The sequence below is a fragment of the Marinoscillum sp. HNIBRBA16962 genome, from assembly GCF_057801515.1.
In genome coordinates, this window is sequence record NZ_CM173603.1 from 4,004,076 (window position 1) to 4,029,996 (window position 25,921).

The window sequence follows — 25,921 nt, forward strand, 5'->3', positions numbered from 1 at the left end:
GCAAATCCTATATTTGGCCCGTAAAAGAAAAATTGAAGAATGAAGGATCCGAAAAAATTGCTCTGGGGCTTTGACCTAGGCGGTACGAAAATTGAAGGTGCCGTGCTGGACAGAGATTACAATGTGCTGGTCAGAAAACGAGTCCCGACTGGTGTTGAAAATGGCTATGAATACGTACTCAACCAGGTAAGTACTCTGCTGGAAGAGTTGAGTGGAGAAGTGGGGGCCAACCCCAGTACTATAGGGATGGGAACTCCGGGCTCCATTGATCCACAAACCGGGCTGCTCAAAAACTGTAATGCACAATCCATCAATGGTCAGCCTTTTCTGGAAGACCTGAAAAGGAAATTGGGTATTGACATCAGGATGGCCAATGATGCCAACTGCTTTGCGCTTGCTGAGGCAGTTATGGGAGCTGTCCCTGATAGTTATCCCGATGCAAAGGTCGTTTTCGGCGTGATCATGGGCACGGGCGTAGGCGGAGGTATTGTGGTGAATGGAAAAGTGATCAACGGACGCCAGGGAATCGGTGGTGAATGGGGCCATACCTTTCTCCATGAGGAAGCTGGTAAATGTTACTGCGGTGATGTAGGGTGCACCGAGCGGCTGATAGCCGGACCCCACCTGGAGCGCTATTATGAGGAAATAACCGGCACTAAAAAGTCACTCAAAGAAATCTATCAACTGTACAAGGATGGCGCTGATGCGAATGCAACAAAGACGATCGATCGGTTGATCCATTATTTCGGACTGGGTCTATCCAATATCGTTAACGTTTTGGATCCAGACGTCATCGTGCTGGGTGGCGGTGTTTCCAACCTGGATGTGCTGTATAAGGAAGGAGTGGAATCAGTAAAAAAACACGTATTTAACACCACTTTTGATACGCCTATTATCAAACCCAGGCTGGGTGATAGTGCGGGTGTATTTGGGGCGGCTTTATTGTAAGCATAAGGTCACTACAGGAGGGTTAAGCGTTCTGTATTTCCTAGCTTTAGGGATATGTGGACATCAAGAATAAAGACCTGGCTACTGGTATTTCTTACTTCCTTTTGCCTTCTGGTAAAAGGACAGGCGCAAAGGCCAAACATCATTTTCATTATGGCAGATGATCTGGGTTATGGCGACCTGGGCTCTTATGGACAGGAAGTCATTCAAACGCCTAACCTGGATCAAATGGCTGCCGAAGGCCTCAGGTTTACCAACTGCTACGCCGGATCACCTGTCTGTGCGCCTTCCCGGAGTACATTAATGACCGGTCAGCATACCGGGCACACCACCATTCGTGGAAACTTCGGTAAAACAGGGGTGGTGGGACTCGGTGGTGGCGAAGGCAGGGTGCCTTTAAAAGATGAGGATATTACCGTGGCAGAAGTTTTGAAAAAAGCCGGATATGTTACCGGAATGTCCGGCAAATGGGGGCTGGGCGAACCCAATACGTCCGGCCATCCAAATGATCAGGGATTTGATGAGTTCTTTGGTTTTTTGAATCAACGAAGGGCACATCATTATTTTGTGGAATACCTCTGGCATAATCGGGAGAAAGTCTTCCTGGAAGAAAACAGGGATGGGAAGCAGGAGACCTATTCTCATGACCTGTTTACAGACTTTGCATTGGATTTTATCCGGCAAAACCAGGACACCTCTTTTTTCCTGTACCTCCCCTACACCATCCCGCACGATGCCTATGAAATACCAGACACCTCCCCCTACTCTGATAAAAACTGGACGGATGATGAGAAAACCTATGCAGCCATGATCACCCGGATGGATCGGGACATTGGCACCATCATGAAAACATTAAAGGAGCTCCAAATCGATGAAAACACCATCGTCTTTTTCTGCTCCGACAATGGAGCTGCACAGCGCTGGGAAGGACGATTTAATAGCTCAGGCTCCTTAAAGGGCAGAAAACGAGACCTCTATGAAGGCGGGATCAGGACACCGATGCTCGTCCGGTTTCCCGGAAAAATAAACCCGGGCCAGGTCAGTGACATCCCCTGGTATTTTCCGGATGTTTTACCGACGCTTGCCGGGTTAGCAGGTGCAGAACCTCCGCGAAACATTGATGGAGTAAGCGTACTCCCGGCTCTTTTCGAAAAGCAAATGAATATGAAAGACCGATTCTTCTACTGGGAGTTTCACGAGCTCGGATTCCAGCAAGCCGCACGGTGGAAGGACTGGAAGGCCGTAAGGCTGGAAAAGGGAAAAGAACTGGAATTATACAATCTGAAGATCGATCTCGGTGAAACTCAAAATATTGCTAAAACATATCCTGAAATTGTCGAAAAGATAGAAAGCTACATGGCAGAGGCTCGAACGCCGTCTATGGACTGGCCGGTAAAATAAAAGACCCGGTTGCCGAAACCAGGTCTTTTTAGAATATGAAAGTATGGGGTGCTGTAAAAGTCTGAATATCCGAAGAAGAAACCGTCCTGTATTGTCAGGTAGGTATAAAAAAGCCCCAAAACCGTCTGTCCGGGGGCTTTTGCGCATCTGTGTTTATAAGGTGTTATATAAGTTCAATGACCCACTCCTTGGTCCTTTTTAAAGTATCAGCATACCTTTTCAATCTGGTATCTTCCAGTGCGTTAGTATATGCCATGCTTGATTCCTCGCTTAAACAGGCAATGGATGAGTAGTCCAGCTTGTTGAACGAGCTATCAAAGGTTTCACATAGTTTTTGCAGGGCCAGTAAATCCTGCTTATCCTCCACAGTGATACCCCGCTCAGTGAGGTAAGCAACCAAAAAGTCGCTGATGGATTTCTTAATCAATTCGCAAGCCGCTATCACCACCAAATCTTCCTGTGGACGATTTAGCTCTGCCATCACCGCATCATATTCTTCCAGGGCTTTATCCAGTAATGTTTTTGTGGCCGTTATCATGTTTGTACGATTGAGATTATGCTCCCAAGGTATTTCGAAAACAGCTTTTCAGAAATGATCTATGACACCTCCTCTGGAAACTTATGTCATCTCTGAGGTGATAGCTGGGGAAGGTGGGTGTTTAGTAGATTCGTTCAACAGATTCATGATCGAGTTGCAAGGAAGTTGGAAAAATGCTCAGTTTGTACATGCGGCTAAACCATGTTATCCTAATTTTCAACTTGAATTGTTGGAAGCACTACCTCATCTTTCTTATAGAAGCCTCTGTGGTTTACTTCGTATTGAATTCCAAGTGAAATGTTCCCTGGTTTGTCAAATATATATGTGAGGTTAGCTTCAAATTCCTTATTCAGTTCCAGGCTATCAATGATAGTAAAATCTCCATTGAAGAACTCAATAAGCAAAGCATTAAAATCAAATTGCTTAACTGCTGCAAATTGCACTATCGATTCCAAAGTGTCTCCTACTTGATACTTTTTTTCAGGGGCTAGATGGTAGACTACAGGGTTCCCTTCAAATGTTTGGATGTTTCCATTTGCAGTTAGGGATGCTCTAAAAACTAAAGATCCACCTTCAATAAAAAAATAGTCTTTCAGTTTAAACTTCTTCGCAAGATATGGGAATCCAACTTCTTCATCATTCGATATTATCACTGTGTCATGGCTGTTATAATATTCGTAGATATCCCCCTGAGGAATGCCGTTGAAAAGCATAAATTCTGCTTTGTAGTTACCATCGGGAAAAAATTTTATGACGGACGTATGATTAGAATCAATATGTTCAATTGAATCTCCAGCTTCTATTTTATATCGGCTTGCATCAAAATCATTCCTACAACTAATAATCATTACAGAGAGCAATAAGAAGATACATTTGATTACTTGTGGTTTCATTTTGAAAAGAACTTATTGAGAATATTGTCCAGCTATCATCTGTAAGCTGGACTGGGGCGTGTAGACTTTATTAAACATCTATAAAAGTATCTTTTTCCACCAGCCTTTGCAAATAGCTCGTTAGCTTAAGGATGATGGTGTTTGTGCCTGTTGCGCAACTCAATTCCTCGAAACGGTCAAAATTTCCTATCTGATAACCTCGATTACAAGGTTTATAGATAGGTAACGCTTGACAATATTAGGAATTTACCAACTATTGAGGGGTTGTGCAACAGCTACGTCTGTTGACTTCCGTTCTAATTCGTTTTCTCAGTTCGAAAAATGCGAAACAAATGCGATTCCAGATAATCAGGTAACCCCATAAATTCGCCATGAATTCAGTTCTGCAGGGAGAGCAAGGTACATTTCCCAAGTGTTCCAGGTATATAAAAAAGCTTATTTTAGTTTTCATCCTTTTTTACCCTTCGGTTTAGAATTTCGTTAACTAGTGGCCAATTCCAATGATCTAAGTAGTAAAACTTCATGAATTTGTCTGTCTTAAATTTGGAGTTGATAAGGAGATGGTCATACCTGCGAAATAATTTCATCTCGTCGAAATTCATAGTGATTTTATGAGGGCCGAGTTTTTTAGTTATTCCCTGAGAGTCAATCAAGAACCCAGCCACCTCAATAATTTCACCATCCTCCCATTTTTCAACGAGCTCAGCGAAAGGTATTGCGAAATAATTGTCCCAGATGGCATCAGCGATCTGTTCGTAAAGTTGATGTTTCTTAGTTCTTCCGATTCCAAAGTGAGATTTCAGTGAAATGTTGAGACGGTCATTCTTGTCATTTCGTAGTTGAATTTTGAAGTTTGTTCCAATAGTGAACATGTCCAATTGAATCGGGGCTATTCCGTAGCGTATTTGGGTTGGTTGTTCTATGAGGTTGTCAAACAGTTGATTCTCCCAGTAAATCCTGAAAGGTTCAATGTGCAATTCTCTATTTCCAATTCTGAATACGTCCACTTGAGAGTTACTTATGCGCCATGAAGACTATGGATGCCAATGCCTGTGTGCCCCCACTGGATTAGTAGCAGCAAAATAGTGAATTCTGCCGAAGCTCACAACGGTTCAGAAAACCACTGCGTTCAGAAAGAAAAAAATTCCTGCGAGCTGAAGTGAGAAGAAAGCACTATCATTTCACAACAGCAGACCTGCCTACCGGTCAGGCAGGTTCACGGTCAAGTTGCTGGAACCAGCCAGTAAGCACCCCAAAGCTTCGGGAGGCACATAACCGATAGCACATTTCACATTCTTTACTTTCCTATTTCTTCCAGAATTCCTGCGAATAGACAGAAATCTTTAAGTTTCCTTTTCCTTCCTTCAAGTCTATTGAAACAGTGAATAACCTCAGTTCCATCCTGTTTAAAGGCGACCAAGTTGGTCATCGGATAGTTGTCAATGGTCTCGTATAAAAGCAAAAATTTGAAACGGTTGGTTCTGACTTGTAAATCGCCCTTCGCTAACAATTCAATATCATCTTCTTGCAATAGAATGCTTTGGAGCGCTCCGAAATTAGTTTCTTCGTTCTCTTTAGTCGAAAATTGAAAAAAGCTAAAAGCCGTTAATCCCGAGTACTGACGATCATAGGTTGTATCAATTGAAAAAACGCTAATTGTATCACCAAATACAAAGTCAATATCTGTTTCCCAGTTTGATGGAATTTTGACATTCATACCAAGTTCTGGGTGTTTGAACATTATTAGTTCAAAATCTCGACATTGCGTCAGGTTCTCTTCAAAAGAATTCACCTTACAGGAAACAAATAGAAACACTGTTAATGACAGGAGGGGAAGTTTAAGCATTGTGAGTATTGAATCTAACGATTGGGCTAAAAAACTGTGGCGGATTAAATACTCTTTTTTTTGGCAACTTAATAAAGGTAGTAAAAAGCAAGAATATTTCAATTACCCGCAAAACCGCCATTGTTTTTAGACTCGTGTTGTAGCCAGTTTTATTTTTCCTCCAGATACTTTATTCTGGATTTAATTATGCCAAAAGTTTGCAGAGCGCCTCTTTGAATCTGTTCTTCAGATCCATAATGATCTATATATTTTTGATAAGTTTCTTGTGCAAGCTCCAGTGCTCGATCCGGTTGTTGAGAGTGAATTAAGGCATCTATTTGAACATAGGATCGAATTTTATCGTTTACCGCTAATTGTTCCCATGATTTATGCATTTCAAAATATCGTTTTGCATGATTTTGATAAGTGTTCCATATGTCATCCATTATTAACTTATGATCCAGTTTCATAAAATTATAGCCAAAACCCGGTTGGAGATCTCTGTTCATACCTTCAAAAGCACTTCTATCATCAGGAAGGTAACCACCACCAATTACAGCAATATTAGGAAAGTTGTCCATCCACCATTTCTTATATTTAGATGAAAAAACGTTGAATAGAACTTCAAAGTCAACTATTAATCCATTAGTGTTGTTCTTGGAACCTCGAAAACCAATTTCCTGTACGAATCCGCTCTTAAGTTTCTTTTTAAACTTGATTTGTGATTCATAAAATGTGAAACCTTCTCGTTCAAGTTGCTCTTTCAGAAAGTCTTTGATTGCTTTGACTAATATTTCTTTTGGTGCCATTCTTTGACAATTTTCTTTTGATCTATAGCAGTTTCGCCAATTGGCTACAACAACCGTCCATATGCAACACCTGTTGCACATAGCCGACATACATCATTCCAAATCTAATGGATTTTTAGTTTGACTGAAACCATTAATAGCCATATTAGTGTGGACCTACCCCCGTTCGAGCGCGGGTTCGTATTTATCCCATCCATACTCCCCAAGCTTGTGATATTCTTGCCTGTGAGTGACAGGCGGGGTAAAGATGGGCAGGATCACCGGGGAAAGGAGTTACCGGTTCGGGCTCTGCTGTCACACAAAGTCAAATCGCTTTTTATTTTTTCATGTTAGTGTTTGTGAGTCGTATTTTCAGTTAAGCAGTTGGAATGTTTAAGTTGCCGCCTACAGCTCTCAGTACTTTAAGAATAGTGTCAAATTGAGGTTTTGAACCGCGCGATAGAGCTTTATACAAACTTGGTCTACTCAATCCAGTTTCCTCAGCAATTTTTGACATTCCTCTTGCTTTAGCCACATGTCCAAGAGCAGTTTTGATATCCTCTGCATCCCCTTCTTCAAGTACCGTGTTCAAATACTCCACAATCATTGCATCATCTTCCAGATATTCCGCAATGTCAAATTTTGTTATCTCTTTAGTTGCCATCTTCAAGTTTGTCTTTATAGTTCGACCATAAATCTTTGGCTTTCTCTATGTCCTTCTGTTGGGACGATTTAGTTCCACCGTTCAGGAGAAGCACAATTCTACCATCGTATTCTTTCAAATAGACTCGGTATCCTTTTGCATAGTGAATTCGCAGTTCACTAATTCCCTGTCCAACAGGTTCACAATCTCCAAAATTCCCCTGCTCTTCAATTCGTTGGATTCTGAATAGAATTTTGGCTTTGGCTCGTTGGTCTTTCAGCTTAACCACTTGTCAAATACGACAAATGTATTCACTTGGATACAGTTATCCAACTAAAGTTGAATCGTAACTTTCGAAAGTCTCTTTTATACCTTGATTAATTCCTCCGTCAATTCCTTCCAAAACGTACCATGATGTTTACTGAACCAGGACTTAAGTCCAAACTTGATATGATAAACGTTCCAATAGTCACTATGGTCAATATATTTCAGATATGGTTCGAACGCGTTTGTCCCAAAGGGACTGACTCCTTCGGAGTAACCAGTTCGTATTTATCTCATCCATACTCCCCTAACCTGTGATATTCCGGCTTGTGAGTCACCAGTTTCCAGTGCCAAAGGCATGCCTATGGTAAAAGCACTCCGAAGCTTTGGGAAGCATGTGTCCGATCAGTATCCATGTTAGACTCAGGCTTTGATTTCTGTTGGGCCAGGTTTCAAATCTATGGTCAAATGCTGGTGAATCTTTGGTACTAGCGGTTTTAATGTTGTATAGGCATTGTCTTCGGCATTGAAGACAAACACAGCAATAGGATATTTGGCAAAATTCTGTTGGTATTGGAGGTTACGGTCAAAAGTCAGCAAAACCTCAAAACCTTCATTTAACATCAATTTGAGTAATTCACCGTTCTTTTTACTGTTCCAGCCCATGTCAGTTACAGTGAAAATTTCATATTCAGGAAAGTCTGTTTTGAGGCGTTTAGGTAGGTTTTCGTCAATTAACAGTTTCATAAATTTTGTCCAGCTGTGCAGAGTTCACAATTTTGTTAGCAATCTCAAGTACTCCAATTGCTTGTTCCTTGGTTACACTTGGAAAATCCTCCAGGAATTCCTCTATGGTGATCCCCTTCTCCAAATGCCAAAAAAGTGTCTGCACCGGCACACGAGTTCCGGTAAAAACCGGTTGACCGTTCTGGATGTCTGGATCCACTGTTATATGTCCTCCGATGTTGCTCATTACACAAAGATACGTAAATAGTTGCTTTAATGATATGCATTTGAGAAGGTTGAAATCGAAAAATTTACCAGTTCGAACGCATTTGTCCCAAAGGGACTCCTTCGGAGTAACCTGTTCGTATTTATCCCATCCATACTCCCCCACCTTGTGATATTCTTGCCCGTGAGTCACTGGCTGGGAAAGTTAGGCAGGATCACCGGGAAAGGGTAACCGGTTCGGGCTCTGCTGTCACACAAAGTCAAATCGCTTTTTATTTTTTCCAATTAAGCGATGCAATAAGGTTGGAAATAGTCTTGCAATAAGATCTAGCCCAAACATCATTCTGCCTACAATAATTCTATATTTCCCTTTTCTAATCTGCTTGACTATCCTCTTTGCAGTCTTGTCAATCGGGGATCCGGTTTTCGCTAAAAACCTTACTTCATTTTCTCTCTTTTTATCGTCAATATGCCCGCCATTTTTTACAAGTCCCGTGTCAAGTGGTGGCGGCACCACAAAACAAACTTTCACATTTGTATCTGCAAGTTCGGTTTTCAATGAGTTAGTAAAACCCAACACGGCACTTTTAGATGATCCGTAAGCCGTTTTGCCGGGAAACCCCATAAAAGCAAAGTCGCTGATAATGTTTACCAACCGACTGTCACTTTGTTTTTTCAGGTCGGGTAGAAAATGGCGGGTGCAGTATATAACTCCCCAAAAGTTGACGTCAAAAAGATGCCTGTAATCCGATAGATCAATCTGTTCAAAATTTTGGCTGATAGAAACTGCCGCATTATTTACTAAAATATCAACGTGCTCATGATTGCTTACTATTTCTAATCTTGCCGCAACGATATTATCTTCATTGGAAATGTCCGCTCGATGAATGGTAATTATCTGTCTGTTGGTTTCAAGCTCTTTCTTTACTTTTTCAAGCCCCTCAAAATCTACGTCAATAAGCGCTAAGCGGCATCCTTGTCTGTGAAATTCAGCAGCCAGTGCTTTGCCGAGCCCGCTGGCTGCACCTGTTATTACTGCTGTTTTGTTTTCCAGGTCTATCATTCATTTGCGGATTGGCTCATGAGCGTCAACGTCTATGTATGGTGAGTGCGCTCACAATTTCCAATAGCTCGAAAGAATCGAGTTGCAGTGAAAGTTGAAAGTAGCTCGAAAGCGCATTCACTATACATTTTGTGTGTGCCCAGCATGGGCATCTGGTATCTAAAGATACCAAATTATTCCAGAGGGTGCGGCAGAAGGCCAAGTCCCTTATGTGCGGGAGTCGTGTCCCGAAGCATTAGCAAGTCGCAAGCTCGTTTGTCGTGAGACATGGAGTGAAGGAAGCGAGACTGCAAACCCTGGTTCCAACGAACAGGACCGGGTCGCCGGGCGACTGGATACAGAGGCATGTCAAGTCGGATGAGGTAACACATCATACTGACGTCCAAAGGGTGGGAAACCATCAGGAACTTGGCATGTAGATCCAGTGGATATTGGGGGAAGGAATATGTCCTTACCTGGGGAGGTCTCGGACTGTACGAGCTACAGACTGAGAAGTCAGCAGAGGTCATAGTACTCATCAGCCACGAGCCATCAGAGACAGATGGAGGACTCACAAGTTGAGGAAGGGCCGAACATTGAATTGTGTCCAAATTCGGGTAGGAATCCGCCGACTGGCAGATAGCCTATCCTTAGGCAGACAAGGAAGTAAGTTTTATGATAGCAGAAGTACTTAAGCGAAAGAACCTCTACAAAGCTAGCCGGCAGGTGTTGCGGAATAAGGGTTCGGCAGGGATAGATGGGATGTCAGTTGCGGAGCTTCCAACGTATCTGGAAGTCAACCGGGACAGTATCATGACCTCTGTTCTTAACCACACTTATGTACCTGCTGCTATACTTGGTGTAGAGATACCCAAAGGTAATGGAAAGACCCGATTACTGGGGATTCCAACCGTAACGGACCGATGGCTACAGCAGGCGGTAAGCCAAATACTTGCCCCAAAATTCGAATTGAATTTTGAAGACCATAGCTATGGCTTCCGGCCTGAGAAGAATACCCAACAGGCAGTGTCACAGGCACTGAAGTACATCAATGATGGCTATCAGGATATTGTGGATATAGACCTGAAAGGATTCTTTGATGAAGTAGACCACATGGTGTTGTTACAACTGATCCACAAGAAGGTAAAATGCCCGACGACCCTGCGGTTGATCCGAAAGTGGCTGAGAGCGCCCATTTCAATTAATGGAAGGCTCCACAAACGTCGGAAAGGTATGCCGCAAGGTTCACCGATCAGTCCGATATTATCCAACATCCTGCTGGATGAATTGGATAAATATCTGGTCGAAAGAGAATTGCGGTATGTCCGCTATGCAGATGATTTCAGCATCTATGCTGGATCAAAAGCAGAAGCCAGGAAGATTGGTAATGCCATCTACATTTTCCTTCGGGATAAGTTGAGGCTGCCGATCAACAGGGAGAAAAGCGGGATACGCAGACCGGTGAACTTCGAGTTGCTGGGACATGGATTTGTTCCGGTATACACGAAGGGATCGAGGGGACAATACCAACTTGTAGTAAAGAAGAGTGCATGGCAATCCTTCAAGCGCAAGCTCAAGGATCTGACCAGAAAGACCAAACCAATGAGTTTCGATGAGCGGTTACAGAAGCTGGCCGAAGTGTGGAGAGGTTGGGTGAACAATTTTCGCTTGACGAACATTCATGCCAAGCTCAAAGCACTGGATGAGTGGCTAAGGAACCGCCTTCGGTATTGTATCTGGCATGACTGGAAGAAACCTGAGCGGAAACGTAAGAACCTGATCCGTCTGGGACTGGGTAAAGACAGAGCATATGCCTATAGTCGTACTCGCATGGGAGGCTGGGCGGTAGCCCAAAGCCCTATTCTTGGCACGACTATTACCTTACCCCGACTCAGACGCAAAGGGTACGAATCGATGCTTTCCTATTACCATAAGATGCAACCCGAAATTCAGTGAACCGCCGTATACGAGACCCGTACGTACGGTGGTGTGAGAGGCGCACCGTGAGCTTATGGCTCACGGCCGTCTACTCGATTATGATCTTTTATTCGTTTTTCAAGGCTATAACCTCTTTTTTCAGTTGTTCAATTAAATCCGCCTGAGCTTCAAGCTGTTCTTGTTGAGCTTGATTTTGCTTGTTCTGTTCTATAAGGTAAAGAGTTAGTTCCTCTATCTTCTGAAGTAGTTTGGCATCCATTTCACCTAAGTTGATTCCGTTCTGAGCTACTTCTTTCTCACTTGGGATTTCGGGGAGATGACCTTTGTCGACTATATGTTTTTCCACTTCTTCAAGAGTTCGAAGTTCGTAGTTTTCATAGAAAACAAAATCTGGCCAATTAGCTTCGACTTTAACCTCCTTGGATCTAATAGCTCCGTTAACAGAAAGTTTAAAGTTGGGATCTGGGTTTGTTGCTCCAATTCCAACATTACCATCATGATCAACAATCATTCTTTCTTCACTATTGGTTCCAAAAATCAAGCTTGAATTGCCCGTTGTTCCAATTGAGAACTTACCACTGGGTAAATCTGCAATCATGGCATTCCCGTCTAAGTAGAGACTTGTAGATAAATCTTCAATTTTTAATGTGGACTGATTAAGGTTAGGGTTCGGAAAGCTTCCAATCGTTGTACCTCTCTTCAAATGCAATCTGCCGTCTGATGAGCTTCCAGTTCCAATAACAACATTACCTAAAGGGTCGACAATCATCCTTTCTTTGCTGTTTGTTCCAAACACTAAATTGGAGCTTCCGGTAGTACCAATTGAGAACTTACCACTGGGTAAATCTGCAATCACGGCATTCCCATCTAAATAGAGACTCGTAGATAAATCTTCAATTTTTAATGTGGACTGATTAAGGTTTGGGTTCGGAAAACTTCCAATTGTTGTACCTCTCTTCAAATGCAATCTGCCGTCTGATGAGCTTCCAGTTCCAATAACAACATTACCTAAAGGGTCGACAATCATCCTTTCTTTGCTGTTTGTTCCAAACACTAAATTGGAGCTTCCGGTAGTACCAATTGAGAACTTACCACTGGGTAAATCTGCAATCACGGCATTCCCATCTAAATAGAGACTCGTAGATAAATCTTCAATTTTTAATGTGGACTGATTAAGGTTTGGGTTCGGAAAACTTCCAATTGTTGCATCTCGGTACAGATGTAATTTACTTTGAGGAGCACTGGTACCGATCCCTACATCCCCACTTATTTTGTAATCTCCATTAACATCATATTGAGCCATCGATATTGTTGGGAGAATTATTCCGAGTATTAGAGCTAACTTTTTCATTTTGTATATAGTTAATTATCATAACGCCTATGTATGGTGAGTGCGCTCATACTTTCCAAATCCTCCAAAGAATCGACTTTCTCTGAAATCTAAAAATAGCTCGTAAGCGCATTCACTATACATTTTGTTATGATCTTTTTATTCGTTTTTCAGGGCAGAGACCTCATTTTTCAGCTTGGAGTTCTCCATCTTCAGTTGTTCGATTTCGGTCGCCTGAGTTTTCATCTGCTTGTTCATATCTATCATGTAAAGCGTTAGTTCCTCAATCTTCATCAGAAGTTTTGCATCCATTTCTCCTAAGTTGATTCCGTTTTCGGTTACGTCGGTTTGACTCGGGATTTCCGGGAGGTGTCCGTTTTCGCCTATATGTTCCTCTACTTCTTCAAGAGTTCGGAGTTCATAGTTTTTCTCAAAAACAAAGTCTGGCCAATCACTTGTGTTTTCAACCTTGACTTCTGTTGCTCCAATAGTGCCATTCACTGCCAGTCTATAACCAAAGGTATCTTCTGTGCCAATACCTAAGTTGCCAAATCGATCTAACCACATCTTATTTTCTAATGGCTTATCATAGCGTTCTTTCGTGGCAAATGCCATAGTTCCGAAGCTTGATTCATTATTTGCATCATAGACACTAATGGCACCTAAAGTTGAGCCCGTTCCACTTGCAACATTCCCAAATTTGTTAAGAGAGAAATTAATTCTAGCTCCAAAACCGGTTTGGCGATCTCCGTCAGTGTTGGCCTGAATTCGAAGAACGTCATTGATTTGACCGTTTGGTAAGCTCCTTTTGAAAACATGAAGCTTATCTTGTGGCTGATCAGTCCCAACACCTAAATTCCCAAAACGATCTAACCACATTTTGTTCTCTAGAGGTTTATCATAGCGTTCTTTCGTGGCAAATGCCATAGTTCCGAAGCTTGATTCATTATTTGCATCATAGACACTAATGGCACCTAAAGTTGAGCCTGTTCCGCCCGCAACGTTCCCAAATTTATTGAGAGAGAAATTAATTCTGGCACCAAAGCCGGTTTGTCTATCTCCGTCGGTGTTTGCTTGGATTCGAAGAACGTCATTGATTTGGCCATTCGGTAAGCTCCTTTTGAAAATGTGGAGTTTGTCTTGTGGCTGTGAAGTTCCAATTCCAACATCAGTTCCAGTATCCGTCACTTGAGCGTTTAGAGACATTGAAAGGGTCAGAGCAAAAATCAATAGGAGTTTCTTTTTCATTATTATAGGATTTTAAAATGGGAGTGAATTGATCATAACAATTGTCTATACGCAACATCCGTTGCACATAGCCGACATACATCATTCCAAATCTAATGGATTTTTAGTTTGACTGAACCCATACTCCATAACTTCCAACTCTTACTACGTAGGCAATGACCCGTACCCCATAATCTTTAACTCTTACTCCATAGGCAATGACCCGTACCCCATAACCTTCAACTCTTACTCCATAGGCAATGACTCCAACTCCATAACCTTCAGCTAAGGCTCCATGACCATCAACTAGTACTCCATAGCTTTCAACCAGGACTCCATAACCATCAGCTGGGACCCCATAGCTTTCAACCAGGACTCCATAACCATCAGCTGGGACCCCATAGCCTTCGGCTAAGACTATATGAGTTTCAACAAGGGATCATAAGCTCCGTTCGAGCGCGTTTGTAATGCGCTCGTATTTATCCCATCCATACTCTCCCACCTAGTGATATTCCGGCTTGTGGTCACAGGCTGGGGGCAATTTCAATAAGGCATATGCCCGATGAGCGTTTTTTAGAGAGCGATTTTTTAGTATCTCTTCTGTCTCAGCGAGTTCGAATCCACCACCGTTAGAGTCCGTTCAACAGTTAATTTGAAGTTGGAAGTTAGTTGTTCCATGATCTTCGCAGTTTCTAGAGGTTCAGTTGGTTGTTGCCTGATAAAAATGACACCAGCGTTCGGTTTGAAACCGTGTTTGAAAATGAGTTCGCCGTAATCACTGTCGTATGTTATGATCGTTCGATCTTGATCAATCGCAATCTTCATGACCTCTTCATCTGAAGTTCCGGGATCGTCAACTCCAATTGAAGTGATATCAAAACCTTTAGATTTCAAATAGTTGACACTCGAAATCGGAACATTTTCGTTCGCTAGAAATTTCAAGGTTGACGTTCGTTATGCGTTCGAGTAAAGAAGTCCGTCTTTCATACACTCCTGGATGTATGAGAATACGGCTTGCAAAGATTCAGTAGTCAGGCGAGGGTAGTTCTCAAGAATCTGTTGTTCCGTCCAACCTTGAGCAAGAAGGCCAATAATGTGTTCAACAGAAATTCTGGTTCCCTTGACCGTTGGCTTGCCTAAAAGCACTTTGTTATCGGATATTACATGTTCTCGCCATTCCATATATCAAAGTTACGAAGAATTAGTAGGAAATGTTGATCTGGAGATCGTGCTCTCTAACGCCAAGCTAGCAGTTTGTGCTCACCCCGTTCGAGCGCGTTTGTAACGCGTTTGTATTTTTCTCATCCATACTCTCCCACTTTGTGATATTCCGGCCTGTGAGTCACAGTCCAGGGGAAAATAAGCGCTAAGCGGCAGCCTTGTCTGTGAAATTCAGCAGCCAGTGCCTCACCGAGCCCACTGGCTGCCCCTGTTATTACTGCTGTTTTGTTTTCCAGATCTATCATTTATTTGCGGATTGGCTTGTCTGTATGAGTCTGCACCACAGCACATTATGCATTTCTTGCACATAGCCGACATACATCATTCCAAATCTAATGGATTTTTAGTTTGACTGAAACCATTGATAGCCATATGGGTAGACCTGTTGGCTAGGTCACTGGTGCCTTCGTACGCAAGCGCCTCAAATCCTGAACAAATCAGCCCCTTTCCGGATACTCTGAGCAAGCAGTCAAACCAACCCGGCAAAGCCCATAAAAGCCATGCTCAGAATGCCTGCTACGATCAAGGCTGCAGGCATGCCTTTCATTGCCGGAGGTAATTCTGAAGCTTCCAGGTGTTCCCTTAAACTGGAGAAAATAAGGATGGCCACCGTAAAACCAATGGCATTGGCTATGGCAAAAACCACGCTTTCCATGAGGTTATAATCCTGCTGAATGACCAAAATAGCCACTCCTAAAATGGCACAGTTTGTAGTGATCAGCGGAAGGAAAACGCCAAGGGCCTGATACAACTCAGGACTTGCTTTCCTCAGGACAATCTCTACCACCTGAACCAGGAAAGCAATCACCAGGATGTAAGCCACGGTCTGTAGGTACGCAATATTCAGGGGTACAAGCAGATAGTGGTAGATGAGAAACGTCACCAGGGTAGCCACTGTCATTACAAACAGCACAGCTCCTCCCATTCCCACGGATGTGGATACACTTTTTGAAACACCCAGAAACGGACAGATCCCCAGGAAGCGAGCCAATACGATGTTATTGATGAATATGGCTGAGATAAAAATAATGAGGTAGTTTTCCATGATCAGGCAGTTTTTTGTTTTCGCCATTCGAAAAATGCAATCAGAAACCCCAGGACAATAAACGCTCCCGGTGCAAGAATAAACAGGATCATTCCGTCTGCTTCAACGAACTTAAACCCGAAGATGGAAAAGTTGCCCAGCAGCTCTCTCACACCGCCCAGCAGAACAAGGGCAAACGTAAACCCTACTCCCATTCCCAAACCATCAATGGTGGAGAACAGCAATGTGTGTTTTGAAGCAAAGGCTTCCGCACGGCCCAAAACGATGCAGTTTACCACTATCAGCGGGATGAAAAGGCCCAGCTCTTCATGAAGTGCCGGTGTATATCCCGCCATGACCAGGTCCACGACCGTCACAAATGAAGCGATGACCACAATAAAAGCCGGAATCCGGACTTTTCTGGGGATCAGATTTCGAATGAGCGAAATCACCGTATTAGACATCAGCAAAACAAACAATGTCGCCAGGCCCATGCCCAAACCATTAATGGCTGAAGTGGTCACGCCCAAAGTGGGACAAAGGCCCAAAAGAAGTACGAAAACGGGATTTTCCTTCAACAACCCTCTGCTGAAGGTTTCCTTAAGGCTCGTTTGGTTTTTCATCTTTGGTCTGGTTAAATGCGTCAATCGCCTGCTGCACAGCCTCGGAAAAGGCCCGTGAAGAAATCGTAGCTCCGGAAATGGCATCCACATCTCCGCCATCCTTTTTCACTCGCAAGTCAAAGTCCGGTACGGTCTTCCCAATAAACTGACTAATAAATTTCTCCTCCCTGATCTTTGAACCAAGTCCGGGAGTTTCCTTGTGGCTGATCACCTCGATGTTTCGGATCACCCCACTTTTATCAATGCCTACCATCAGCTCGATGCGTCCGCTATAGCCATTTTCTGAAAAAGCGCTGATGGCAGTCACCTGCGTTTCCTGGTTAACAGAGGCGGGATAAAAAGTCAGTATTTCCGAACGATCTTCATGTTCGTGCTGGCAGTTAGCCCTTCTTCGATACCGGTGCCTGCGTCCTTCTCCGGATTCCCGGCAAACTTCATAGGCATCTGTCAAAGGGTTATTGTCATAATCACCTACCACGGACTCAATGGCCCGTTTCTGCTTCTCTTCCCGGGCTTTCTCTATCGGACCCTTTGTCCACTGATGTACAAATCCGAGCGAAAGCGCTGCCACCCCGGTTACCATAACCAGTGTTATAAACATATTTAAAAATGTGGATTCCTTCTGATTCATGGCTCCACGGTTTTAGCTCCATACTTTACTGGTCGGGTATATTGGTTAATGAGGGGTACCATAGCATTCATGATCAGGATGGCGAAAGACACCCCTTCAGGATAGCTGCCAAACAGCCTGATCATGACGGTAATCACCCCTATGCCCACTCCAAAAATCAACATCCCTCTATGCGTAAAAGGAGATGTAACATAATCTGTGGCCATAAAAATGGCACCCAGCAAAACACCTCCGGTCAGGACATGAAACACAGGATCTGCATAGCGTCCCGGATCCACTAACCAAAACAAGCCAGTCAGTAAAAACACCGTCAAAACCATAGATACGGGAATGTGCCAGGTGACGATCTTTCTATATAACATGAAGAGCAAACCAAGAAGCAGAGCAAAGCCAGACATCTCACCAAGTGACCCGCCTTGAAAGCCAAAGAACAGTTCCCAATACTCAGGAACGCTATCCATCAGGGTACTCACTGTCTCCCCTTGTTTTAGCCCGTCTTTTAATACTCCCAGGGCTGTGGCCCCTGTTACTCCATCCACCTGACCTACTGCAGGCCAGCTTGTCATTTGCACAGGAAAAGAGATCAAAAGGAATACCCGACCTACCAAAGCCGGATTAAACGGATTGTTACCCAGTCCTCCAAAGCTCATCTTACCGATACCAATGGCTACTACACTTCCTAAAATGATCAGATACCAGGGCAGGTTAGAGGGCAGGTTAAAAGCCAGGAGCATTCCGGTAATAACTGCCGAATAATCCACTATGCTGGACCGTTCTTTCAGGAGGTAAATACTGATCAGATTTTCTATCAGCAAGCAGCTGAAAACAGCAATCAGGGTAACAAAGAGCGCATTCAGCCCAAAAACATAGATCGAGAAACCAAGGGCCGGAAGCATAGCCACCACCACCCCCTTCATGATTTGTGGTACTGTAAGCTCATGGTGCACGTGAGGCGAGGGTGATACGGTGAGTAACGAAGTGCTCATTGTTTTACAGGTTTTGCTTTTTTGATCCTGGACTTGCCAAATCTGATATAATCCAGTATTGGGCGATTGGAAGGACAAATGAACGAACATGAGCCGCATTCCATACAATCAAAAATATTTTCAGCTTTGGAAGGATCAGTATTTTTGCCCTTCGCTATTAAAACAAGCTGATACGGTTCCAGCCCCATAGGACATACTTCAATACATTTTCCGCAGCGGATACAGTTATACTCTTCAGCTCGTTTGGAAATCATTTCCGGAACCATCAAAATTCCGGATGTTGCTTTGGTCACAGGTACGTCCAGGTCCACAATAGCTTTTCCCATCATTGGCCCACCAATGATAATCTTACCTGTATCCTCTGGTATACCTCCGGCTGCTGCCACCAGTTCAGCAACAGGAGTCCCGATCCTGACCATAAAATTGGAGGGCTTCTTAAGTGATTTACCGGTTACGGTCACCACTCGCTGTATCATGGGTTGGTTTTTTTGTACGGCCTGGTAGATGGAGTAGGTTGTTCCTACATTGTGAACGATCGCTCCCACATCATGAGGTAACCCTCCTGAAGGTACTTCCCTACCTAAAACCGCCTCAATCAACTGCCGCTCACCACCCTGTGGATATAGAACTTTTAGCGGCTGAACCGTAATGTGCGGATAATCCTCCGTAGCAGATGTTAAAAGATCAACGGCATCCTGCTTGTTATTCTCAATGGCAATGATCGCTTTTTTAACACCAAGAACCTTCATCAATATCTCTGTCCCTACAATGATCTCATAAGGCTTCTCCAGCATCACGCGGTGGTCAGCGGTAAGGTAAGGCTCACACTCCACCCCATTTATGATCAAGGTATCCACAGATTTTCCTGCCGGAACAGAAAGCTTGACATGGCTCGGAAAAGCTGCTCCTCCCTGACCTACAATACCTGCTTCCATGATCTTTTCTAGGATCACTTTTGGGCTGTCAGTGATGTATTCAATCAGATCATCACTACGATCGATGGTTTCCATCCACTCATCTCCCTTTACCCGGATGTTGATGGCCAGATGCTTATAGCCGCTGCTATCCATCACTGTATCAATTTTCCCAACTTTTCCTGAAACGGAAGAATGAATATTAGCTGAGACAAACCCTTCGTGAACAGCAATGACCTGTCCCACCTTTACCTGATCACCTCGCTCTACCACTATTTTTGGAGGAGCGCCTATTTGCTGGTAAATGGGTATAACAACACTTTTAGGTAAAGGAAGATCTTCAATGCGGGCGTGAGCCGAAAGCTTGTTATCCTCGGGATGAACTCCACCTTTATGAAAGGTCTTTATTTGATTACTTTGACTCAACATCTTCGTTCACCTTTTCTTTAGAAGATTCTTTGGCTGCAGCCTTTGCTTCTTTTTCCCGTGCCATTCGTTTAGCACGGATCTCCATCAGTTTTTCAAGACTTTCCACTGGTACGTTGTCAGCTTTGATAGAATGCGAATCGCAAACCACCACGCATTTCCTACACAGATTACATTTTTCCCAATCTATGGTCGCCAGATTATTTTCGACAGTGATTGCTTCCTGCTTACACTCCTCCACACATTTGGCACAACCCGTACAGGCCACAGAGCACTCCTGCCTGGCCACGCCGGAACGCTCCTCATTTTTACAGGCTACATAGATGCGTTGATGTTTCCTGCCAACGGGCCAAAGCTCTACGATATCCTTTGGACAAGCCGTCACACAGGCATTGCACGCAGTGCATTTATCCTCAATCACTACCGGCAGACCTGTGACTTCATCCATATACATGGCATCAAAATCACATGCATCTACACACTCACCCAGACCTACACAGCCATAAGCACATCCATGATCTCCGCTGTAAAGTTGTGAGGCAATAGTGCAGTTTGCCGCTCCGTCATAAATGGAGGTTTGTTTACGCGTATCAAAAGAACCGGAGCAGCGAATCACTGCCACAAATGGATCTTTCTCTGTAACCTCTTTTCCCAGGATCTCAGCAACCTCTTTCATGACTTCATTTCCACCCACCGGACAATGATAAGGCTCCAGATCATCGGCATTTAGCAAGACGTCCTTAAATGCACTACATCCCGGGAATCCACAACCACCACAGTTGGTGTTGGGTAGAGCATCCATGATCTCTTCACCACGGGGATCTTCTCTTACATAGAATCGTTTGGAAACGAAATAAAGGATCAAGGCAGCCAGTGCTCCCAGAGAAACCAGCAAAATAACGGTATAGAGAACTTCATTACTCATGCTTAGTCACTTTAAGATGAAACCTGAATCTTTTTCCAAACCGAGCTAAAAGTGGGTAGTACAGCACAAGTAAACTCAAAGCCATAATGGCCGAAAAGCCTTCGGAAAGGGCAAATAATGTTCCAAAGATCAATGATAGTATTATCAGCAGAAAAGGCATCAGATACGCCCAAAAGACAGCCATAAAACCTGTTTTAGTTCCAACTTCCAGGATCACCGAATCTCCAATCTCAAAGCGATCATTTGGCACTACGAAACGCGTACGGTCCTCATCTTCTGCATTGCAGAAGTCCTTCATGCCACAACTATGGCAGGACTCTGGCACCAGCAAATGAATGACAGCCTTGTCACCGATAAGGTTTGTCACCACACCAGTATGCGCTTTTTCTTCTACCGCTACCATGATCTTGGGAGTCTTCTTTCTAGTATCATACCAATATTGATTGAATGGATTTACAAAAAATCATTTGTCTCAAAACACCCTCCTACACCTCCCTAAAGAGAGGAATAAAGGTATTTTTTGTAAACCCCTCGATTCATTCCTAAGCTCCAAAACCTTCTTCCTTAAGCTGTTTCACCCATTCTTTGACTCGGCCGGGCGTCAGGTCTTTTTGATTATCATCATCGATCACCAGCCCTAAAAACTTGCCGTCCACGATGCTTTTTGACTCTTCAAAATCATATCCGTCAGTCGGCCAGAACCCGACAAACTTTGCCCCGGAATCCGCGATATGTTCGTGTATAAGCCCCGGAGCATCGATGAAGGTGTCAGGATATCCGTCGGCATCACCCAAACCCAGATAGGTCACCATTTTACCATTAAAATCAACATCCTCCAGTTCATCAAGGAATGTATCCCAGTCTTCCTGCAGCTCTCCTATATCCCATGTTGGGCAGGCGAGGATCAGGTAGTCATATGCTGACATATCATCTGCCGTGGCGGAGTTTACATTATGAAGGGCGACTACATCCTCCCCTCCAAATTCTTCCTGTATCTGGGTTGCAACTCGTTCGGTATTACCTTCAGTAGACCCATAAAAGATTCCAATCTTTGCCATAATTGTTTATTGTTTAGTAAATGTCTTCACCTGCTTTTGGGTGGTATTGCATATGGATCTCTGATTTCATCAGAATATCCACATACTGAGCTCGTTTGTATGCAAAAGGGTCACTGAGATTCGTCTTGGACAGCTTACCTCTAAAGTCATTCAAACTCTTATATCCATGGTAATCCATCCACTCACTCATATCTTTCAGAATGGTGGAGATGTGAGTCGTACCCTTTTTGTAAATCGCGCTAACCACTTGTACTGCGTCAGCTCCTGCCATAATTACTTTGAGCACATCCGCACCGGTCATGATCCCTGTATTGCTGACAATAGTCCCCTTAATTTGCTTGTGTAGCAGCCCGGCGTATCTCAAAGCCAACCGGCTGTCCGTAGAGCTGCTGAAATTGTAAGGATAATGATGCGCTTCCTTTTCCAGGTCTATATCCGGCTGAAAAAGCCGGTTGAAAAGTACAAACCCATCTGCACCAGCCTGATCCATTTGTTTGATCACCGAAAAAGTGTTCGTATAATATGGACTTAGTTTTACGGCTACAGGAATAGAAATGGCCTCTTTGACCCGTTTCAGGATATTCAACTGATCACCCACAATGCTTGTACCTGTTTTTTCCGGGTCAATATTATTGGCATAGAAGTTCAGCTCCAGTGCATCTATACCTGTTTCGGCCATTCTGATAGCATATTCCTCCCAGGTTTCTTCATAAACACAGTTCAAACTGCCGATTACCGGGATCCCCAGTGATTCTTTTACTTTCTTCAGTTTCATGAGGTGTTCTGCCGGACCGGCATGGCCCAGCATAGGAAAAATAGATGCGTGCTCCGCATCCCAGTCTGCATAGAGGCCGGTTTCTTCTTCCATCGTATAGCTTTCCAATTGGATCTGCTCCTCAAAAAGAGACTTGTAAACAATAGCTGCCGCTCCTTCTTCTTCCAGCTTGAAGAGAATATCCAGGTCGGTCACCAGGTTACTGGCACCAACCACCAGGGGATTCTTTAAAGGAATCCCCATGTAGGTTGTTTTAAGGTCAATCATGGACAGGTTCTTTTTCTTGATTTTCGGACTTATTCTGGGTAATTCCTCCACCACTCAGATGCATCAACTCTTCAAACCTCCGAGCATTATCTTTCATTGCCAGATTGATTAGCCGATCAGCTTCCTCAGGGTTAGCACGCATGAGCGATCTATAGCGGATCTCTTCTTCCACATATTTTTGGAAATCTGTATCCAATGCAGGTGAATCCCAGGTAAATGGCTCTTTTCCGCGCTCTCGCAGATCAGGGTTGAACCGATAGAGTGGCCAGTAACCACTTTTTGATGCTCGCTCAGATTGCTTTTTAGCCAACTGCATGTTGTAGCCATGAGCGATACATGGAGAGTAAGCGATGATCAGGGAAGGTCCGTTGTGCTGTTCAGCCTCAACAATGGCTCTGGCAGTTTGGTCACGATCCTGACCCATGTTTACTGATGCTACATAAGCATTGCTGTAGCTGGTCATCATGAGCCCCAGATTCTTTTTGCCCAGCTTTTTACCATCGGAAGCAAATTTCGCTACTGCTCCGCGTGGAGTTGCCTTGGATGACTGACCACCGGTATTGGAGTAGACTTCAGTATCCAATACCAAAAGGTTCACATTTTTATCAGAAGCCATGACATGGTCCAAACCGCTAAATCCGATATCATATGCCCATCCATCTCCTCCAATGATCCATACAGACTTATCTACCAGGTAATCCTGAAGCTCAATGATCTTATGGATCACAGGTTTCAACGCGTCATCGGTGTGAGTGGACTTCAACAGTCCTTTTACAACCTCTGCATGTTCTTTGGCAACTGTTGTCACTTCACTCCAAAGTGCTAGTGATTTGTTTAGAGCCTTACCCAATTTGGTTGCAGGATAACTTTCCAAATACCTTTCAATATTGGACCGCAACTGCTTTCTGTTAGCATCAATAGCTAACCGCATTCCAAATCCATACTCTGCATTATCCTCAAAAAGGGAATTGGCCCAGGCAGGCCCATGTCCCTTACTATCCTTGGAATAAGGTGTGGACGGGAAAGTGCCTCCATAGATAGAGGAGCAACCAGTAGCATTGGCTATCAACATCCTATCGCCAAAGAACTGAGTGGCCAAATGGATGTATGGCGTCTCTCCGCATCCGGAGCAACAGCCAGGATATTCAAAATAAGGCTCTTCCGAATTAAACTCAGGAACAAAATCAAGCTTAGCTGCCCATTTAGCCGGATTTCCAGGCCTTCCTCTATTTTCCAGCTTTTTAGTGGCTGTAGGGATGGTGCCATTTACAGACATCAGAGATACAGGTACGCTATCACCCTTAAGCCGCAACACCGGATCCATTACTTTTTCAGCAAATACTCCTGATTCTGCAGGTACTACTTCTTGCCATTTACCGCTCCTTTCATCAGCTTCTTTTTTAGGTACCGGCACTTCTACTACTGCATTTACGGCCTCATCGATCGCTCGCCAGTTCATCTCCACGATCTCCTGCCCTTTCCGCTTGAACTGTTTCTCGATATATTGTTTGATCAGCGTAATCGCTTCCTTTTCAGGGAGTACGCCAGACAGCTTGAAAAAAGCAGTTTGCATGACGCTGTTGATGCGGCCACCGAGTCCCACACTCTTGGCAATCTTAGCTGCATCAATGGCGAAAACCCTGATCTTTTTATCCCGAATGGTCTTTTGCATATCCTCAGTGAAAAGTCCAAAGACCTTTTCAGGCTGCTGACTGCTGTTGACCAGGAAAGTACCTCCTTCGGTAATCCCTTCCAGGATATCGTATTTTCCAATGTACTGTGGACGATGAAGGGCGATAAACTCGGCTTTGTTAAGCAGGTACTCGGACTGGATCTTTTCTTTTCCAAAACGCAGGTGCGAAACCGTATACCCTCCTGACTTATTGGAATCGTATTGGAAGTACCCCTGCACAAACTGATCGGTGCTTTGACCTATGATCATGATGGAGTTTTTGTTTGCGGAAACAGTGCCATCAGAACCATAACCCCAGAATTTGCAGCGGATAATTCCTTCCTGCTCGGCATCAACGTCTTCTTTTACAGGTATGGATAAATGCGTCACGTCATCGTTGATACCCACAGTAAAGCCATGCCATCCATCATTATCCAGGTGATCAAATACAGCCTTCACCATTGCAGGAGTAAATTCTTTGGACGATAATCCATAACGACCACCTATGATCGAAACATCTGCTCTGCCTTTGAATGTGGAGACCACATCCAGGTACAATGGCTCACCTGTAGCGCCAGGTTCTTTGGTTCGGTCCAAAACAGCGATTTTCTTCACTGTTTCAGGGATCTTATCCAAAAATGCCTCTACGGAGAATGGGCGGTACAGTCTTACTTTTATGGCCCCAACCTTCTCCCCTTTCCTGGTAAGGTAGTTGACCGTTTCTTCGATCGTTTCTACACTGGACCCCATGGAAATGATAATTTTCTCAGCTTCAGGATCGCCTACATATTCAAAGAGTTCGTATTTACGTCCGGTCTTTTCATGGAAAAGCTTCATATATTCCTGAACTACGGCCGGGCAGTCCTGATAGTATTTATTCACGGTTTCTCTTCCCTGGAAGTACACATCAGGGTTTTGAGCGCCTACTTTACAGACCGGATTTTCGGGTTTCAGCGCTCCACCACGGAAAGCCTCCACATACTTCATATCCAGCATTTTTTTGAGCTGATCATAGTCTAATGACTGGATCTTCTGAATGGAATGTGAGGTACGAAAACCATCAAAGAAGTGAACAAAAGGGATTCCGGACTTCAAAGTAGCCAGATGAGCAATTGCCGCCAGGTCCTGCGCCTCCTGAACGTTTCCGGAGGATAACAATGCAAACCCGGTACCCCTGGTGGCCATCACATCAGAGTGATCTCCAAAAATAGAAAGGGACTGGGCGGCAATCGAACGGGCAGAAACATGAAATACCGTCGGTAGCATTTCACCGGCGATCTTAAACATATTCGGAATCATCAGCAGCAGACCCTGTGAAGCGGTAAATGTGGTTGCCATCGCGCCCCCCGAAAGGACACCATGAATAGCACCTGCTGCACCTGCCTCAGATTGCATCTGAATAACATCGACCTTTTCGCCAAAAAGATTTTTCTTGCCGGAAGCTGACCAGGCATCTGCCTTTTCTCCCATATCCGAAGATGGAGTAATTGGGTAGATGGCTGCTACTTCACTAAAAGCGTACGCGATGTTAGAAGCCGCTGTGTTCCCATCGGTGGTAATGTATTGCGATTTTTCCATAATTAAATGACTTTTCTTGTGCCATAATCTGCC

At 43.9% G+C, this 25,921-nt stretch carries 29 protein-coding genes; 4 read left to right on the forward strand and 25 right to left on the reverse strand.

Going from position 1 to position 25,921, the window contains the following annotated elements; genetic code table 11:
- Nucleotides 1–39 precede the first annotated feature (39 nt).
- Nucleotides 40–948, forward strand: coding sequence for an ROK family protein (locus AC3E9V_RS16435; RefSeq protein WP_488749228.1), 909 nt, complete (start codon nt 40–42; stop codon nt 946–948).
- Nucleotides 949–1,002: 54 nt separating this feature from the next.
- On the forward strand, nt 1,003–2,349 hold the full coding sequence (locus AC3E9V_RS16440; RefSeq protein ID WP_488749229.1) for an arylsulfatase: 1,347 nt from the start codon (nt 1,003–1,005) through the stop codon (nt 2,347–2,349).
- 163 nt (nt 2,350–2,512) lie between these two features.
- Here the strand turns inward: AC3E9V_RS16440 and AC3E9V_RS16445 are convergent, their stop codons facing one another.
- The 10 genes from AC3E9V_RS16445 to AC3E9V_RS16490 form a co-directional block, all read right to left on the reverse strand.
- Nucleotides 2,513–2,887 (reverse strand): hypothetical protein, encoded by a 375-nt coding sequence (locus AC3E9V_RS16445; protein WP_488749230.1) that lies wholly within the window; start codon nt 2,885–2,887, stop codon nt 2,513–2,515.
- 209 nt (nt 2,888–3,096) lie between these two features.
- Nucleotides 3,097–3,780, reverse strand: a complete 684-nt coding sequence (locus AC3E9V_RS16450; RefSeq protein ID WP_488749231.1) for a hypothetical protein — start codon at nt 3,778–3,780, stop codon at nt 3,097–3,099.
- A 440-nt stretch (nt 3,781–4,220) separates the two neighbouring features.
- Nucleotides 4,221–4,787 carry a hypothetical protein gene (locus AC3E9V_RS16455; protein WP_488749232.1) on the reverse strand — a complete coding sequence of 189 codons (567 nt, stop codon included), beginning with the start codon at nt 4,785–4,787 and terminating at the stop codon, nt 4,221–4,223.
- Nucleotides 4,788–5,077: 290 nt separating this feature from the next.
- On the reverse strand, nt 5,078–5,497 hold the full coding sequence (locus AC3E9V_RS16460; protein WP_488749233.1) for a hypothetical protein: 420 nt from the start codon (nt 5,495–5,497) through the stop codon (nt 5,078–5,080).
- Between the two features lie 278 nt (nt 5,498–5,775).
- Nucleotides 5,776–6,414 carry a hypothetical protein gene (locus AC3E9V_RS16465; protein WP_488749234.1) on the reverse strand — a complete coding sequence of 213 codons (639 nt, stop codon included), beginning with the start codon at nt 6,412–6,414 and terminating at the stop codon, nt 5,776–5,778.
- A gap of 355 nt (nt 6,415–6,769) precedes the next feature.
- Nucleotides 6,770–7,057: an addiction module antidote protein gene (locus AC3E9V_RS16470; RefSeq protein ID WP_488749235.1), complete on the reverse strand. Its 288-nt coding sequence runs from the start codon at nt 7,055–7,057 to the stop codon at nt 6,770–6,772.
- Nucleotides 7,047–7,325, reverse strand: a complete 279-nt coding sequence (locus AC3E9V_RS16475; protein ID WP_488749236.1) for a type II toxin-antitoxin system RelE/ParE family toxin — start codon at nt 7,323–7,325, stop codon at nt 7,047–7,049. The genes AC3E9V_RS16470 and AC3E9V_RS16475 overlap by 11 nt, the downstream gene beginning before the upstream one ends.
- A gap of 398 nt (nt 7,326–7,723) precedes the next feature.
- A complete protein-coding gene (locus tag AC3E9V_RS16480) occupies nt 7,724–8,047 on the reverse strand; it encodes a DUF5615 family PIN-like protein (protein ID WP_488749237.1) in 324 nt (107 codons plus the stop codon).
- Nucleotides 8,031–8,273, reverse strand: coding sequence for a DUF433 domain-containing protein (locus AC3E9V_RS16485; RefSeq protein WP_488749238.1), 243 nt, complete (start codon nt 8,271–8,273; stop codon nt 8,031–8,033). The genes AC3E9V_RS16480 and AC3E9V_RS16485 overlap by 17 nt, the downstream gene beginning before the upstream one ends.
- 228 nt (nt 8,274–8,501) lie before the next feature.
- A complete protein-coding gene (locus tag AC3E9V_RS16490; RefSeq protein ID WP_488749239.1) occupies nt 8,502–9,314 on the reverse strand; it encodes an SDR family NAD(P)-dependent oxidoreductase in 813 nt (270 codons plus the stop codon).
- 408 nt (nt 9,315–9,722) lie between these two features.
- On the opposite strand from AC3E9V_RS16490, the gene AC3E9V_RS16495 reads away from it, so the two are divergent.
- Nucleotides 9,723–9,875: a hypothetical protein gene (locus tag AC3E9V_RS16495; protein ID WP_488748835.1), complete on the forward strand. Its 153-nt coding sequence runs from the start codon at nt 9,723–9,725 to the stop codon at nt 9,873–9,875.
- 93 nt (nt 9,876–9,968) lie between these two features.
- Nucleotides 9,969–11,249: a group II intron reverse transcriptase/maturase gene (gene ltrA / locus AC3E9V_RS16500; protein WP_488749240.1), complete on the forward strand. Its 1,281-nt coding sequence runs from the start codon at nt 9,969–9,971 to the stop codon at nt 11,247–11,249.
- Nucleotides 11,250–11,337: 88 nt separating this feature from the next.
- Here the strand turns inward: ltrA and AC3E9V_RS16505 are convergent, their stop codons facing one another.
- The 15 genes from AC3E9V_RS16505 to nifJ form a co-directional block, all read right to left on the reverse strand.
- Nucleotides 11,338–12,582, reverse strand: coding sequence for a hypothetical protein (locus AC3E9V_RS16505; protein ID WP_488749241.1), 1,245 nt, complete (start codon nt 12,580–12,582; stop codon nt 11,338–11,340).
- 138 nt (nt 12,583–12,720) lie between these two features.
- Nucleotides 12,721–13,809 carry a hypothetical protein gene (locus tag AC3E9V_RS16510; RefSeq protein ID WP_488749242.1) on the reverse strand — a complete coding sequence of 363 codons (1,089 nt, stop codon included), beginning with the start codon at nt 13,807–13,809 and terminating at the stop codon, nt 12,721–12,723.
- Nucleotides 13,810–14,376: 567 nt separating this feature from the next.
- A complete protein-coding gene (locus AC3E9V_RS16515) occupies nt 14,377–14,730 on the reverse strand; it encodes a DUF5615 family PIN-like protein (protein WP_488749243.1) in 354 nt (117 codons plus the stop codon).
- A gap of 12 nt (nt 14,731–14,742) precedes the next feature.
- The gene (locus tag AC3E9V_RS16520; protein WP_488749244.1) at nt 14,743–14,970 is read right to left on the reverse strand and encodes a DUF433 domain-containing protein; all 228 of its coding nucleotides are present in this window, start codon (nt 14,968–14,970) and stop codon (nt 14,743–14,745) included.
- Between the two features lie 119 nt (nt 14,971–15,089).
- The gene (locus AC3E9V_RS16525) at nt 15,090–15,254 is read right to left on the reverse strand and encodes a hypothetical protein (protein ID WP_488749245.1); all 165 of its coding nucleotides are present in this window, start codon (nt 15,252–15,254) and stop codon (nt 15,090–15,092) included.
- A 224-nt stretch (nt 15,255–15,478) separates the two neighbouring features.
- Nucleotides 15,479–16,054, reverse strand: a complete 576-nt coding sequence (rsxA, locus tag AC3E9V_RS16530) for an electron transport complex subunit RsxA (RefSeq protein WP_488749246.1) — start codon at nt 16,052–16,054, stop codon at nt 15,479–15,481.
- Nucleotides 16,055–16,056: 2 nt separating this feature from the next.
- On the reverse strand, nt 16,057–16,656 hold the full coding sequence (locus AC3E9V_RS16535) for an RnfABCDGE type electron transport complex subunit E (RefSeq protein ID WP_488749247.1): 600 nt from the start codon (nt 16,654–16,656) through the stop codon (nt 16,057–16,059).
- Nucleotides 16,634–17,287, reverse strand: coding sequence for an RnfABCDGE type electron transport complex subunit G (locus tag AC3E9V_RS16540; RefSeq protein ID WP_488749248.1), 654 nt, complete (start codon nt 17,285–17,287; stop codon nt 16,634–16,636). The genes AC3E9V_RS16535 and AC3E9V_RS16540 overlap by 23 nt, the downstream gene beginning before the upstream one ends.
- Nucleotides 17,284–18,273 (reverse strand): RnfABCDGE type electron transport complex subunit D, encoded by a 990-nt coding sequence (locus AC3E9V_RS16545; protein ID WP_488749249.1) that lies wholly within the window; start codon nt 18,271–18,273, stop codon nt 17,284–17,286. The genes AC3E9V_RS16540 and AC3E9V_RS16545 overlap by 4 nt, the downstream gene beginning before the upstream one ends.
- Nucleotides 18,270–19,616 carry an electron transport complex subunit RsxC gene (gene rsxC / locus AC3E9V_RS16550; RefSeq protein WP_488749250.1) on the reverse strand — a complete coding sequence of 449 codons (1,347 nt, stop codon included), beginning with the start codon at nt 19,614–19,616 and terminating at the stop codon, nt 18,270–18,272. The genes AC3E9V_RS16545 and rsxC overlap by 4 nt, the downstream gene beginning before the upstream one ends.
- A complete protein-coding gene (locus tag AC3E9V_RS16555; protein WP_488749251.1) occupies nt 19,600–20,538 on the reverse strand; it encodes an RnfABCDGE type electron transport complex subunit B in 939 nt (312 codons plus the stop codon). Before AC3E9V_RS16555 ends, rsxC begins: the two co-directional genes overlap by 17 nt.
- Nucleotides 20,531–20,941 carry a SoxR reducing system RseC family protein gene (locus AC3E9V_RS16560; RefSeq protein ID WP_488749252.1) on the reverse strand — a complete coding sequence of 137 codons (411 nt, stop codon included), beginning with the start codon at nt 20,939–20,941 and terminating at the stop codon, nt 20,531–20,533. Before AC3E9V_RS16560 ends, AC3E9V_RS16555 begins: the two co-directional genes overlap by 8 nt.
- 139 nt (nt 20,942–21,080) lie before the next feature.
- A complete protein-coding gene (locus AC3E9V_RS16565; protein WP_488749253.1) occupies nt 21,081–21,596 on the reverse strand; it encodes a flavodoxin in 516 nt (171 codons plus the stop codon).
- Nucleotides 21,597–21,609: 13 nt separating this feature from the next.
- Complete coding sequence (locus tag AC3E9V_RS16570) at nt 21,610–22,638, reverse strand: dihydroorotate dehydrogenase-like protein (RefSeq protein ID WP_488749254.1); 1,029 nt, start codon at nt 22,636–22,638, stop codon at nt 21,610–21,612.
- Entirely contained in the window at nt 22,631–25,888 is a 3,258-nt protein-coding gene (gene nifJ, locus AC3E9V_RS16575) for a pyruvate:ferredoxin (flavodoxin) oxidoreductase (RefSeq protein ID WP_488749255.1), read from the reverse strand. The genes AC3E9V_RS16570 and nifJ overlap by 8 nt, the downstream gene beginning before the upstream one ends.
- Nucleotides 25,889–25,921: the final 33 nt, after the last annotated feature.

Coding starts and splice junctions, on each gene's coding strand:
- AC3E9V_RS16445 (WP_488749230.1), bottom strand. CDS start 2,887: ATGATAACGGCCACAAAAACATTACTGGATAAAGCCCTGGAAGAATAT.
- AC3E9V_RS16440 (WP_488749229.1), top strand. CDS start 1,003: ATGTGGACATCAAGAATAAAGACCTGGCTACTGGTATTTCTTACTTCC.
- AC3E9V_RS16525 (WP_488749245.1), bottom strand. CDS start 15,254: ATGATAGATCTGGAAAACAAAACAGCAGTAATAACAGGGGCAGCCAGT.
- AC3E9V_RS16490 (WP_488749239.1), bottom strand. CDS start 9,314: ATGATAGACCTGGAAAACAAAACAGCAGTAATAACAGGTGCAGCCAGC.
- AC3E9V_RS16505 (WP_488749241.1), bottom strand. CDS start 12,582: ATGAAAAAGTTAGCTCTAATACTCGGAATAATTCTCCCAACAATATCG.
- AC3E9V_RS16535 (WP_488749247.1), bottom strand. CDS start 16,656: ATGAAAAACCAAACGAGCCTTAAGGAAACCTTCAGCAGAGGGTTGTTG.
- nifJ (WP_488749255.1), bottom strand. CDS start 25,888: ATGGAAAAATCGCAATACATTACCACCGATGGGAACACAGCGGCTTCT.
- rsxA (WP_488749246.1), bottom strand. CDS start 16,054: ATGGAAAACTACCTCATTATTTTTATCTCAGCCATATTCATCAATAAC.
- rsxC (WP_488749250.1), bottom strand. CDS start 19,616: ATGTTGAGTCAAAGTAATCAAATAAAGACCTTTCATAAAGGTGGAGTT.
- AC3E9V_RS16555 (WP_488749251.1), bottom strand. CDS start 20,538: ATGAGTAATGAAGTTCTCTATACCGTTATTTTGCTGGTTTCTCTGGGA.
- AC3E9V_RS16565 (WP_488749253.1), bottom strand. CDS start 21,596: ATGGCAAAGATTGGAATCTTTTATGGGTCTACTGAAGGTAATACCGAA.
- AC3E9V_RS16465 (WP_488749234.1), bottom strand. CDS start 6,414: ATGGCACCAAAAGAAATATTAGTCAAAGCAATCAAAGACTTTCTGAAA.
- AC3E9V_RS16470 (WP_488749235.1), bottom strand. CDS start 7,057: ATGGCAACTAAAGAGATAACAAAATTTGACATTGCGGAATATCTGGAA.
- AC3E9V_RS16485 (WP_488749238.1), bottom strand. CDS start 8,273: ATGAGCAACATCGGAGGACATATAACAGTGGATCCAGACATCCAGAAC.
- AC3E9V_RS16545 (WP_488749249.1), bottom strand. CDS start 18,273: ATGAGCACTTCGTTACTCACCGTATCACCCTCGCCTCACGTGCACCAT.
- AC3E9V_RS16570 (WP_488749254.1), bottom strand. CDS start 22,638: ATGATTGACCTTAAAACAACCTACATGGGGATTCCTTTAAAGAATCCC.
- ltrA (WP_488749240.1), top strand. CDS start 9,969: ATGATAGCAGAAGTACTTAAGCGAAAGAACCTCTACAAAGCTAGCCGG.
- AC3E9V_RS16460 (WP_488749233.1), bottom strand. CDS start 5,497: ATGAATGTCAAAATTCCATCAAACTGGGAAACAGATATTGACTTTGTA.
- AC3E9V_RS16510 (WP_488749242.1), bottom strand. CDS start 13,809: ATGAAAAAGAAACTCCTATTGATTTTTGCTCTGACCCTTTCAATGTCT.
- AC3E9V_RS16560 (WP_488749252.1), bottom strand. CDS start 20,941: ATGGTAGCGGTAGAAGAAAAAGCGCATACTGGTGTGGTGACAAACCTT.
- AC3E9V_RS16450 (WP_488749231.1), bottom strand. CDS start 3,780: ATGAAACCACAAGTAATCAAATGTATCTTCTTATTGCTCTCTGTAATG.
- AC3E9V_RS16520 (WP_488749244.1), bottom strand. CDS start 14,970: ATGGAATGGCGAGAACATGTAATATCCGATAACAAAGTGCTTTTAGGC.
- AC3E9V_RS16435 (WP_488749228.1), top strand. CDS start 40: ATGAAGGATCCGAAAAAATTGCTCTGGGGCTTTGACCTAGGCGGTACG.
- AC3E9V_RS16540 (WP_488749248.1), bottom strand. CDS start 17,287: ATGAATCAGAAGGAATCCACATTTTTAAATATGTTTATAACACTGGTT.
- AC3E9V_RS16480 (WP_488749237.1), bottom strand. CDS start 8,047: ATGAAACTGTTAATTGACGAAAACCTACCTAAACGCCTCAAAACAGAC.